At 67.5% G+C, this 11082-nt stretch carries 16 protein-coding genes and 1 pseudogene; 10 read left to right on the top strand and 7 right to left on the bottom strand.

Annotation, left to right across the window (positions count from 1 at the left end):
* Positions 1-203 (top strand): annotated as a pseudogene (locus tag CCN51_RS38300) (alpha/beta fold hydrolase); the annotation flags it as partial.
* Positions 204-251: 48 nt separating this feature from the next.
* Positions 252-665 carry an SRPBCC family protein gene (locus CCN51_RS38295; protein WP_014179868.1) on the top strand — a complete coding sequence of 138 codons (414 nt, stop codon included), beginning with the start codon at positions 252-254 and terminating at the stop codon, positions 663-665.
* 51 nt (positions 666-716) lie between these two features.
* Here CCN51_RS38295 and CCN51_RS38290 read toward each other — a convergent pair whose 3' ends face one another.
* From CCN51_RS38290 to CCN51_RS38275, 4 genes are all read right to left on the bottom strand, one after another.
* A complete protein-coding gene (locus CCN51_RS38290; RefSeq protein WP_014179867.1) occupies positions 717-1661 on the bottom strand; it encodes an NADP-dependent oxidoreductase in 945 nt (314 codons plus the stop codon).
* Positions 1662-1779: 118 nt separating this feature from the next.
* Positions 1780-2313 (bottom strand): chloramphenicol phosphotransferase CPT, encoded by a 534-nt coding sequence (gene cpt, locus CCN51_RS38285; protein ID WP_078610650.1) that lies wholly within the window; start codon positions 2311-2313, stop codon positions 1780-1782.
* 18 nt (positions 2314-2331) lie between these two features.
* Positions 2332-2535: a DUF397 domain-containing protein gene (locus tag CCN51_RS38280; protein WP_014179865.1), complete on the bottom strand. Its 204-nt coding sequence runs from the start codon at positions 2533-2535 to the stop codon at positions 2332-2334.
* 10 nt (positions 2536-2545) lie between these two features.
* Positions 2546-3382 carry a helix-turn-helix domain-containing protein gene (locus CCN51_RS38275; protein ID WP_043491670.1) on the bottom strand — a complete coding sequence of 279 codons (837 nt, stop codon included), beginning with the start codon at positions 3380-3382 and terminating at the stop codon, positions 2546-2548.
* Between the two features lie 154 nt (positions 3383-3536).
* On the opposite strand from CCN51_RS38275, the gene CCN51_RS38270 reads away from it, so the two are divergent.
* Entirely contained in the window at positions 3537-3959 is a 423-nt protein-coding gene (locus tag CCN51_RS38270) for an ATP-binding protein (RefSeq protein WP_063647668.1), read from the top strand.
* 380 nt (positions 3960-4339) lie between these two features.
* Here the strand turns inward: CCN51_RS38270 and CCN51_RS38265 are convergent, their stop codons facing one another.
* Positions 4340-5350 carry a WD40 repeat domain-containing protein gene (locus CCN51_RS38265; RefSeq protein ID WP_014179862.1) on the bottom strand — a complete coding sequence of 337 codons (1011 nt, stop codon included), beginning with the start codon at positions 5348-5350 and terminating at the stop codon, positions 4340-4342.
* A gap of 24 nt (positions 5351-5374) precedes the next feature.
* Here CCN51_RS38265 and CCN51_RS38260 point away from each other — a divergent pair, with 24 nt between their 5' ends.
* Positions 5375-5677: a hypothetical protein gene (locus tag CCN51_RS38260; protein WP_014179861.1), complete on the top strand. Its 303-nt coding sequence runs from the start codon at positions 5375-5377 to the stop codon at positions 5675-5677.
* A 96-nt stretch (positions 5678-5773) separates the two neighbouring features.
* On the opposite strand, the gene CCN51_RS38255 is transcribed toward CCN51_RS38260, so the two are convergent.
* Positions 5774-7192 (bottom strand): IS1380 family transposase, encoded by a 1419-nt coding sequence (locus CCN51_RS38255; protein ID WP_078610649.1) that lies wholly within the window; start codon positions 7190-7192, stop codon positions 5774-5776.
* A gap of 303 nt (positions 7193-7495) precedes the next feature.
* Between CCN51_RS38255 and CCN51_RS38250 the strand changes: the two genes are divergently transcribed.
* The 3 genes from CCN51_RS38250 (at position 7496) to CCN51_RS38240 (ending at position 9871) form a co-directional block, all read left to right on the top strand.
* Positions 7496-8302 carry an SDR family oxidoreductase gene (locus tag CCN51_RS38250; protein ID WP_014179859.1) on the top strand — a complete coding sequence of 269 codons (807 nt, stop codon included), beginning with the start codon at positions 7496-7498 and terminating at the stop codon, positions 8300-8302.
* Positions 8303-8338: 36 nt separating this feature from the next.
* Positions 8339-9223: a helix-turn-helix transcriptional regulator gene (locus tag CCN51_RS38245; RefSeq protein WP_014179858.1), complete on the top strand. Its 885-nt coding sequence runs from the start codon at positions 8339-8341 to the stop codon at positions 9221-9223.
* A 180-nt stretch (positions 9224-9403) separates the two neighbouring features.
* Positions 9404-9871 carry a hypothetical protein gene (locus CCN51_RS38240; RefSeq protein ID WP_143676014.1) on the top strand — a complete coding sequence of 156 codons (468 nt, stop codon included), beginning with the start codon at positions 9404-9406 and terminating at the stop codon, positions 9869-9871.
* Here the strand turns inward: CCN51_RS38240 and CCN51_RS58295 are convergent.
* Positions 9852-10157 (bottom strand): hypothetical protein, encoded by a 306-nt coding sequence (locus CCN51_RS58295; RefSeq protein WP_238545477.1) that lies wholly within the window; start codon positions 10155-10157, stop codon positions 9852-9854. The genes CCN51_RS38240 and CCN51_RS58295 overlap by 20 nt on opposite strands.
* Before the next feature lie 47 nt (positions 10158-10204).
* Between CCN51_RS58295 and CCN51_RS59735 the strand changes: the two genes are divergently transcribed.
* The 3 genes from CCN51_RS59735 to CCN51_RS38220 form a co-directional block, all read left to right on the top strand.
* Complete coding sequence (locus tag CCN51_RS59735) at positions 10205-10366, top strand: hypothetical protein (protein ID WP_107426164.1); 162 nt, start codon at positions 10205-10207, stop codon at positions 10364-10366.
* Positions 10303-10599 (top strand): hypothetical protein, encoded by a 297-nt coding sequence (locus CCN51_RS38225; protein ID WP_014179855.1) that lies wholly within the window; start codon positions 10303-10305, stop codon positions 10597-10599. The genes CCN51_RS59735 and CCN51_RS38225 overlap by 64 nt, the downstream gene beginning before the upstream one ends.
* A 129-nt stretch (positions 10600-10728) precedes the next feature.
* Positions 10729-11082: SDR family NAD(P)-dependent oxidoreductase (locus tag CCN51_RS38220; RefSeq protein ID WP_143676013.1), on the top strand; the 354-nt coding region annotated here is incomplete at its 3' end.

The following is an 11082-nucleotide window of genomic DNA, read 5'->3' as shown; positions in this document are numbered from 1 at the left end:
TACGAGACAGCACCCGCATCATCCCGGCCGTCGGCCGCACCACCCCCGAGGGCGTCTTCGACCGCCGCTGCGCCTACGCCCTGGCGGACGCGCTCGACACGGCGGTGGTGGAGCTGCCCGGCGGCCACAACGGCAACACCAGCCACCCGTCCGGCTACGCGGCCCACCTGCGCGATCTGCTCGCCGTTCCTGCTCAGCTATGACCGATTCGTTCAAGACCACGTCGGCAGCGGCACCGTACCGTCGGGGCCATGAAGAACACCGCCTCGGAATCGCGCCACATCAGCACACATATCGACCGCCCCGCCAAGGCCGTCTACGACTACGCGTCGACCCCCTCCAACCTGCCCCAGTGGGCGCACGGGCTGGGGACCTCCATCGCCGAGATCGACGGGCAGTGGATCGCTGACTCCTCGCCCCTGGGGCGGGTCGTGGTCGCCTTCGCGCCCGAGAACGAGTTCGGCGTCCTCGATCACGATGTCACGCTGCCGTCGGGCGAGACCGTCTACAACCCGGTGCGAGTGATCGCTGACGGCAGCGGCTGCGAGGTGGTGTTCACCCTCCGCCGACAGCCGGACATGAGCGACGAGGACTTCCAGCGCGACACGGATGCGGTGACGCGCGACCTCGCCACGCTCAAGCAGGTCATGGAGCGCGCTTATTGATGCCGCTGAGTTCGGCACGACGCGGCGGGCGAGGCAGGAGCAACGGAACCGTCAGGAGAAGTCCAGCACCAACCGGCCACGCACGCCGCCGGCCTCCAGGATGCGGTGAGCCTTGGCCGCCTCGTCCGCGGGCAGGACGTCGGCGACGTGCAGCGTCAGGGTGCCGTCCTCGGCCTGACGGCGCAGCGTATCCAGCCGTTCGGTGTCGGTGATGCCGTCCGTCACCATCACCGGGCACACGCGGATGCCGCGCTCAGCCGGGCCGGACCAGCCCCGCAGCTCGGCCAGGGTCCCGCCGTCGGCGATGGCGGGCAGGATCTCCGTGGTCTGCATCGAGCCATCCACGAGACCGAGAACACCGTCGGATGCCAGCGCGCGAATGCGAGCGGCGACATCGGTGCCGCGCTTGACGACGTGGTCGGCGCCGAACCCGCGCACCCGGTCGGTGTCGTGTGGGGCGGCGTCCGCGACGACGGTCAGCCCGTCGGCCTTGGCCAGCTCAACCGCGTACCCGCCGACAGCACCGGCCGCACCGGTCACGGCGACGGTTCCGCCGGGCGGCACGGCCAGCGCGTCCAGGGCGAGGCGTGCGGTCATGGCGTTCATCAGCAGCGTGGACGCGGCGGCGAAGTCCGCCCCCTCGGGCGCCGGCACCACCGAGGCAGCAGGCACCACGATCTGCTCGGCGTAGGCTCCGCCGAGCGCACTGGTGAACAGCACCATTGCGACCACCCGTTGGCCCACGGCGAGCCGGCCATCAGCCCCGGGTCCGAGCTGGTCGATCACACCGGCGGCGTCCATCCCGGGCACGAACGGGGGCTGGCGGTCGGACATGCGCACGGCGTGGCCACCGGTCCGCAGCAGGACGTCGGTCGGATTCACGGCGGCCGCGTGCACGCGGATACGGACCTCACCGGGGCCCGCCTGCGGCTCGGGCAACTCCAGGACACGCAGCACTTCCGGGCCGCCGAAATCGTAAACACCAATGGCCTTCATGCCCCGGTGCAACCTGCCTCACCGACACTGCATTCCGCAGCAGCAAGGTCAATCCGCCTGCCGCACGCTCCCGGCCAACGCGAAGTCATTCTGCAATGGCCTCTTAGCAGCCGGCCGCTCAGCCGACATGAGCGGCGATGGCCCGCGCGCACTCCAGGGCCTCGGTGTGCGTGGTGTCCACCTCCAGGTCGTAGCTCACGCCCTGGTGGACCACATCCGCCTGCAACGCGGCCATTCCCGCGGCCCGATCCCCACGGGCGGCCTCACGGGCCGCGGCGACCTTGGGCTCACACCTGACCCCGACCCACAGAACTCCGAGGCCGCGCAGAGCCTTCACCCACCGCTGCTGGGACTCCGCCTGCCCCAGGAACACCTCGTCGACGACGATCCGAGCCCCGGCCCGGGCCATCGCGGCGATCCCCTCGATCCACGCGGCCTCCAGCGCCCTGAACTCGGACCCGACGCTCACCCCGCCATCCGGAGCGATCTCGATCCCAGATGTCGCCCCCTCCATGGAGGCGGGCATGGCCTCGATCAGCGTGTCGACGCTGAACGTCAGCCATGGATCCGGCAGAACCGCCTGCAGCCCCCTGGCGAGGCTGGACTTCCCGGAGCTGGAACCACCATTGAGGACGATCACCTGAGTAGTCATCGCGCCAGGTTAGACGGCCTAACCATCAAGCTCGCCATCCCGGACGGCATCCACGAACGCCTGCCAGGCCGATGCCTTGAAGAGCAGCGCGCCGAGCGCACGATCCTTGGTGTCGCGGACGGCCTGGCGGCCGGTGGGGAGGATGCCGCGTTCGACGCAGTTGTTCGCGCTGCCGCTGTAGCTGCTCTTGTGCCACATCGCGCCGTCAAGCTCAGGTATCACGGTCTGCTTCCTAAGTGAGGTCGTGGATGTACTGCAGAGATGCGGTGGGAGGCAGTGCGGCGGCCGTCAGCTCGTCCCACGCCGTCGAGTACGGCAGAACGTCCTGCCGCCGTTCGAGCAAGCTACCACCGGTGATGTGCTCCAACCAGACGATGTCAGCCGGGGGTTCGCCCTTCTGGCGGAAGATGGTGAACGGAGGACACTGTTCCAGTGGCAGGGGTGCGTCAAGCGGCAGGATCTGGATGTTCACGTTGGGCCGTTTCGCCTCGCGCTGAAGATGTTCGAGCTGCTCCAGAACCACATCCGGAGATCCGCCGATGCGGTGCAGCGCGGGTACGTCGATGATGGCGCGTAGGCAGAACCCGGACTGATCGTTGAGCAGTTCCCTGCGCCTCATCCGTGTCTCGACGAGGAGTTCCACGCGCTCGGAGGGGTGCACCGCGAACGTCTGCCGCATGTACTCCTCGGTCTGCAGCAAACCCGGAATGAGCATGGACTCGTAGGTGCGCACCAGCTCGGAGTCCGCCTCAAGGGTGAGGAGGTCTCGCAAGTCGTCGCGCAACAGGGGACCTTGATTGCTCCACCAGTCGACTTTGTGGATCTCCTTCGCCAGCCGCCTGAGGCTCGCGCACTGGCGCTCGTCCTCGACCCCGTAGTGCTTGAGCAGCACCGTCAGATCCAGCGGCCGGATGCCTCGCCTTCCGTTCTCGATCTGGCTGACTTTCGGCTGCCCGCACTCCAGTACTTCGGCAACCTCATGGACCTTCAAGCCCGCCTCGATGCGGAGTCGGCGCAGCTCCGCGCCGAGACGACGACTGCGCATGGTGGGCATATCGCTCTGTGCCATGACGGCATGCTGCTCCGCGACCGCACTTCCGAACAAGCGCCTTGCGCACATTCATCACTCATACGAGTGACTACTAAGGAATAACTTGCCTGAGCGATACGTGACGGACCACTATCACCGCATCACCGACCGTCACCGAAAGGCCGTGCCCGCCATGGCAGTTGAAGAGGTCCCCCAGCGCTACGAACAGCACCTGCACACCGCTCCGGAGATACTGGTCCCCATCCGCCGCATCATCGGCGCCCATCTGCGGCTCTGGGGCCGCGACGACCTCATCGACGCCGTGGCGCTCTGCGCCACCGAAGTGCTGGCGAACGTCCACAAGCACACCGACTCCGGCGAGTGCCACCTCCGCCTCCAGAACACCCCGGACGGCATCCGCACCACGGTCAGCGACACGGCGCCCACGCTCCCCACCGTCCGCGAACCCGACTGGTGCGCCGAGAGCGGGCGCGGCATGTTCATCCTCAGCAGCACCGCCCACCAATGGGGCGTCCTGCCCACGCCCACCGGCAAGGACGTGTGGTTCGAGTGCCGATCCGCACCGACCCCCACCCCCTCTCAGAAAAACGCTTGATGTAGAGCAAGCACTTTTTTTAGAGGGGGTGGAGGGAGGCCCGTACCAGACCGACATCCATCGCTTCGGGCGACCATCCACCGTCCCACCGCCCGCCGGCCGGTGACGGCCCGTTGCGCTGGACGGCGACGATACCTCCGGCACCCCTCCCCTTCCGGCTGTTGGCCGCTCTGCGCCGAAGGCGCGAGACGATACCCGCACCCGGCAACCGGACCATGCCGTCCAACGGCGAGGCGAGCCGACCCCGTCGTCGCGGCCCGACCCCGTCGCGGTCTGATGCGCTGTGCCAGGAAGGGGCGCCCGTGCACCCGCGGATCGGGGTCAAGCCGAACCCACCGATCCACTTCTACGACCTGAAAGGCTGATCTGGCGACACGAGGTCAGACCGCTGGGTCCCAGACTCGCACGACGCCGCCTCGGCCCGCCGTCAGCACCACATGGCGGCCGTCCATCAGCGTGATCGCCACGGCCCAGATCTCGCCCTCGTGTCCGGCCAGTGGCGCCCCGATCTGCCGCCCCTCGGCGAGGTCCCAGACCCGGGCGGTCCCGTCGTCGCTGCCGGTCACCGCGAGCGTACGGGCTCCGACCACAGCGGCGGCCAAGGTGGACACGCGCTCCGTGTGACCCGTGAGGAAGCGGCCGACCGGCTCGCCGCCGACCGCGTCCCAGCTCCGCAGCTCGCCGGAGTCGGTCACCGCCAGCACCACGGGACGGCCGTCGACCTCGGACAGGGCAACGGCGTGGACCAGTCCATCGGCGGACCACTTGTGGACCAGCTCTTCGGACTCCAGATCCGACAGCAGAACCTCGCCATCACCGCCCGACACCACAACCGGACGCCCGCGCAGCCGCCCCACCACGAGATCACTCATATCGCCGGAATGACCGGGAAGCTCCCGCGACTCCTGCTCCTCCGCGTACTCGTCATCCGTCGGACCCCACGCCTCGACCTCGGGATCCGACGGATCCCATACCCACACCTCGGGAGCAGCCGCACCGGCCACGAGGGTGATGCGCCCGTCCGCCGAGGTCATGCCCAGGGCGTGAACGCAGCTGCGGAACTCCGGCGGGGCGTTGAGCAAGTCGCCGCTCATCACATCCCACAGACCCGGCCCTTGATGCTGCCCGCCCGCGGCGAACAGCAGCCGCCCATCGACGACAGTCACGTCTATATGCTCGAAGTCCGGGTACACGGGAATTCCGTACGACCCGTTGTCGAAATCGCCCAGTGGCCGCTCCAGCCACTCGCCCCCGATCAGATCCCACGTCCACACGTCGCTACGACTGGCGCACACCGCCCATGGCCGTCCATTCACATCGGCCACAGCGAAGTCGTCGATATTTCCTTCGGACGGAATCATGCTGCTCTTGATCAGCCGAGGGTCAGTCATGTCGGCCATCCTAGACTGGCCGCCATGTCGCCCAAGAGCTTCTACGAGTTGGTCTTCAGCGTGTCCCCGGGAGCTGCCCGTAAGGATGCCCACTACGTCGTCGGCAGCCTTGATGAGGTCAAACGCGCTCTGGATTCCGAGCTTTCCGAGAGCAGCAATGTCTACTTGCTGTGCTGGCACGGCGCGAAATTGGCATTGAATGTGTACGAGCGGGGCGAATGCATCCACTCGATCGATCTCCACCCGTGCATCACTGTCTCAGCCCGGATCCACCGGCTTGATTCCCGGTTGATCGTTTCGGGGTCGTGCAGGCCGTGTTGGGGCTGAGTTGCGGATTCGGGCATGGGGTGGCCGCTGGTCTGCCCAGCTCTTCCACTCTGTCCACAGGTCTCGGGCCCTTTCGGGCAGGTCGGTCAGGGAGCGTCAGAGGGCCGGCGGTGCATGCACCGTGCTGAACAGCTGGGTGAAGTCCTCGCTCCAGGGCCAGCGCTCGGGCAGGTGCAGGGTGAGGCGGCGGGCGGAGCGGGCCAGGCGGGCGGGCACGTTGATCAGGCGATCACGGATGGTGGCGGTGGTCGCCCTGGCATGGAACGCGGAGGCCAGGGCGCCGGCGGCGCGGGGCAGGTTGTGTGCCAGGGCCGCCAGGGCGAGCCACGCGGCATTGGCCTGGAAATGACCGGACGGCGCGTGGGCGAAGCCGCTGTTCTTGACATCGGCGACCACCTGCTCGACGACAGCGTGCCGGCGGTGATCACGCTCGGCATCCCTCAAGGCGAGCGGGGAGTCGGTGAACGCGGCGTGGTAGCGCCAGGTATCGAAAAGCGTGCGCTGCCCGGCGGGGACGGTACCGGCGCTCAGGCGCTTGACGCGGCGCGCGATCAGTCGGGCGGTGACCTGCTGTTTCTTCGGCTTGGAAGTGAAAGCGGTGTAGCGGATCTCGGCTATCTCGGCGTCGGAGATCCAGCACTGGCCCTCCTCGTCCCAGACCGCTTGGGGATATTTGATCGGTGTCCAGGCGTCCTCGTCGATGCGGGCGATGGTGGCTTTGACGGAGGCGTTCATCCGCATGGTGATGGAGAAGCGGGCACCCAGGGCCCGGCAGGCGTTGATGACGTCGGCGCCGTAGAACGCGGAGTCCGCCCGCAGCACCAGCAGGCCGCTGGCGCCGCAGGCGCGTGCGGTGCGGATGGTCTCAGCGACGAACGCTGCCGCCCCGCGCGCGGAGTTCGAGGGTCCCTTGCGCAGCCTGGTGGCGGCGATCACGGGGGCGGACAGGGGTGTGGAGACGACGCCGAGCAGTGCATTCAGGCCCTTGACCTTGCTGTATCCGTATCCGGCGCCTTGTTTGGCGTAGCCGTGGGTGCGGCGGATGGTGTCGTCGATGTCCACGTAGGCGGCCTGGTCCGCGCCGGGCAGCAGCGGGGTGTGACGGGCCAGTTCGTGCAGGAACCGGCGGGCCACGGCGTGCAGTTGCTTCACATGCCCGTGGGTGAAGGAGCGCAGGAACGACCTCAGCGTGGACGGGGCCCGCACTCCGGAGAACAGGCGGCCCATCGCGCCGTGCCGCAGCCGGTCCATGTCGTCGATGCTGTCGGCGCCCGCGGCCATGCCGCCCACCAGCGACATCAGTTTCGCCGCTGGGAAGGCGCCGGTGCCGTCCTTCGAGGCGGGCAGCTGGACGTGCTCGCCGGCCAGCTTGGGCAGACCGCACCGCTCGGCCAGCCGCACCACCGGCTCCAGTCCGCCGTACGCGATCAGGTTCGGGTCATCGAACGCGGATGAGACCGCCGCTGCGGCATGGGAACTTTGCCTCTCGGAAGTGCCTTGTCGATCGTGCCTGATGTGGTCCTAGACAAACCCCATCATCGCAGTTCGCAAGGCACTTCTTCGTTTCTGGGTGAACCATCCACGGGCATCAAGCCGGGGTGATCCGGACTCAGCGCACCAGGGAAGGGGGGTTCTGGCAGTACCTGTATCACCAGGGTCTCCCCGACGTTCCAAACGCCTGTCAACCTGGTTGAGTCGAAAGCGCCGACAACACTCCATGGAAACACACTGCAGCTTTACCATCATCATTCAATTCAGCTGCCCCGAATACGCGACCGTGTCGGCGCATTCTTTTACGACAGAAGGGACGTTAGACCAATGGCGGAGAACCAGCTCACCACTCACACAGAACTTTTCGACCTGAGGGGAAAGTACGCCCTTGTCACTGGCGGCACCAGAGGCATTGGGATGATGATAGCGCGCGGCCTTCTCCAGGCGGGCGCCCGCGTCGTCATCAGCTCACGCAACGCAGACACGTGCGCGGAGGCACAGCGTCTACTGTCCGAATTCGGCGACGTGCGAGCAATCCCCGCCGACCTGTCCAGGCACGACGAGTGTCAGCGCCTCGCTGATCTTGTCCAGGCCGACTCGGAACGCCTGGACATCCTTGTCAACAACGCGGGAGCGATGCGGCGCGAGCCGCTGGCGACGTTCCCGGACGAGGCCTGGGATGCAGTGCTCGACCTCAACCTCAAGTCGCCGTTCTGGCTGGTGCAGGCACTGCTCCCGGCACTTCGTAAGGCGGGCACCGCCGATGATCCCGCACGGATCATCAACATCGGCAGCATCGCCGCCATCCACGTCGCCCCGTCGCCCAACTACTCGTACGCCAGCAGCAAAGCGGCACTCCATCAACTCACCAGGGTACTTGCCAGGGAGCTGGGCCCACAGCACGTCACGGTGAACGCGGTAGCACCGGGAGTGTTCCCGTCGCAGATGATGGAGGCCACGCTCGATGCCATCGGCGACACGATCGCGGCGTCGGCCCCTCTGCGCCGGCTCGGCCGCGACGACGACATGGCGGGTGCCGCCGTGTTTCTCGCCAGCCGGGCTGGGTCCTACCTCACGGGCGCCATCATCCCGGTGGACGGCGGTACCGCAACGACCGCATCGGGTATCCATTAGACTGCGGGACGGGCTTACGGTGAGGAAATAACCGCGATGGATCTACGCACCGAGATCCGGGAGTTTCTCAGCTCACGTCGCGCCCGCATCGCACCCGAGCAGGCGGGCCTGCCCGCTTACGGCGGCAACCGCCGGGTCAAAGGTCTGCGCCGCGAGGAGGTCGCGCTACTGGCGGGGGTATCGGTCGACTACTACGTGCGCATGGAGCGCGGCAGCCTCGCCGGTGCCTCCGACGGCGTGCTCGAAGCGTTGGCCTCTGCCTTGCAGCTCGACGAAGCCGAGCGCGATCACCTGTTCCACCTCGCGCGCCAATCGAGGGCGCCCCGCAGCCCACGCCGGCGCAGGCCTGCCGTGGCGGTGCGCTCGACGCTGCAGCAGGTGCTCGACGCGATCTCCGATGCGCCGGCCTGGATCGGTAACGGCCGTTATGACGTGCTCGCCATGAATCAACTCGCTCGCGCGCTGTATTCACCGGTGCTGGCTGACCCGCGACGGCCCGCGAACACAGCGCGGTTCGTCTATCTGAACCCCGCGACGGCCAGAGATTTCTTTGTCGACTACGACCAGGTTGCCGGTGACGCGGCCGCGAAGCTGCGCATGGCAGCCGGCCGCAATCCGCACGACGAGGAACTGATCGCCCTAGTCGGCGAACTGTCAACGTGCAGTGAGCTATTTCGGCAGCGGTGGGCATCTCAGGACGTGCGGCTGCACCGGTCCGGCCGCAAGCGTATGCACCATCCGATCGTGGGCCAGCTCGACTTGGACGTCGAATCCCTGGAACTGCCCGCCGAACCCGGCCTGCACCTCAACATCTACACCGCACCCGCGGGCACACCGACCGCTGACAATTTGGCGCTCTTGGCGTCGTGGGCGGCCACCCAACAGACGCTGGCGACCGAGCTCGAAGCACACAACGGATAGTCCAACCCCTTCAGCCGTACTAGGGTCCGTCTCCCCGACCAGCGCGGGCAGACCGCACCGCTCGGCCAGCCGCACCACCCGCTCCAGCCCGCCGTACGGGATCAGGTTCGGATCATCGAACGCGGATGAGACCGCCGCCGCGGCATGGGAAGATTGCATCTCGGAAGTGCCTTGTCGATCGTGCCTGATGTGGTCCTAGACAAACCCCATCATCGCAGTTCGCAAGGCACTTCTTCGTTTCTGGGTGAACCATCCACCGGCATCAAGCCGGTGGATCCGGGCTCAGTCGATGGATATCCGGACATCACCTTCCTTGAATCGGGCAAGCCAACCGGCCACGAAGTCGGCGCGGATGACCCGTACAAGGTGGAGACGGCGCTCTCCGACGGAATGTTCTCCCGAGAACTCGACGACGCGATCGAGGTCACCGTCGATTGGGCGAGCGTCGAGGTCCCCCCGCTGGACGGTGAGATCGCCGTGGACGGCGACTATGTGAAGCTCGTCGACCATCCCTCCAGCGAGGGCGATGACGAAGGCTATGAGGATGACGAGGACTTCGACGAGGACGACTTCGATGAGGACGAACTGGAGGACCGGTTCATCGAGCAAGGCTATGTCCCTTACGGGTTCACCGACTTCGAGGAGTGAGACCGCCGGACACCGCGAAAACCCATGTGCCCGGCGCCCCGGCCCTGGCCCCGGCCAAGATGATCACGAGCGTGTTCATCGAGGATCCCGCACGGCTCGGTGAGGAACGACTGTCGACCCCGCCCCCGGCCGGAGCTTCAGCCAACTCGTCGCGCAGTCGGCGTGGAGTGGCGAGCATGTCCTCGTCGGAGACCTTGGTGCCGCCGATCGCCTTGCCCTTCGTGCGGGCGGTCTCCTGTCCTTCGAGGGTCTTGTCGCGGATGTAGTCGCGTTCGGGCTCGGCCATGACGGCGAAGAAGGCCAACAGGTCGGCGCCGGTACAAGCCGGCGACCGTGGCCCGTGTCGAGGCGCTCTCCTGCCTGCGTTCGGCGGGAGTGACGGTCAGCGGGATGCGCCGTTACCTGGATCTATCGGCCGCCACGGTTTCGGCGTGGCGAGGATCCTGCGCAAGCACCTCCCCGTCCTGGCCGAGAGGAGGGCAGCCGGGGAACTGACGATCGAGCAGGTACGCGAGGCCGCGAAGACCGAGCCAGCCCTGCGGGACGCCGCGGCACTGCAGGGCCGGATCCCCGTCATCAGCAACGATAAAGCCCGCTCCATGCTCGGCTGGGAGCCCCGGGACGTCAACGAGACGATCGCGGCAACCGCCGACAGCCTTATCCAGTTGGTCGCCGTGACCCTGCCCGAGAGCGATACCCCCCGGTCGTGGGCCGCAGCCGACCGGTAGACGACCGTCCCTCAGTCCGCCTACGCCCCGCACGCCTCGCACCTTCGCGGCCTCGCGCTTAGGCTGTCGCCGGAGGCGATGGCTACCGGTTGGTAGTACAGACGGCGACAGACCGCGAAGGAGTGCGAGATGAAGGGCTGGACCGCGAACGACATCCCCGACCAGATCGGCCGCACCGCCGTGGTGACCGGCGCCAACAGCGGCATCGGCTACATCACCGCCCGCGAGCTCGCCCGCCACGGCGCCCAGGTGGTGCTGGCCTGCCGCAGCGAGGCCCGCGGCACGGAGGCCGCGGAGCGGATGCGGGCCCAGGCCCCGGGCGCGGATGTGCGGGTCGCGCCGCTGGACCTGGCGGACCTGAAGTCCGTACGGGCCTTCGCGGCCGAGCACAAGGGCGACCGGCTCGACCTGCTGATCAACAACGCGGGTGTGATGGCCCTCCCCTACCGCAGAACCGCCGACGGCTTCGAGATGCAGTTCGGC

The sequence above is a fragment of the Streptomyces milbemycinicus genome (genome assembly GCF_002154605.1).
Classification (GTDB): Bacteria; Actinomycetota; Actinomycetes; order Streptomycetales; family Streptomycetaceae; genus Streptomyces; species Streptomyces milbemycinicus.
This window is presented reverse-complemented; position numbering and strand designations above follow the sequence as displayed.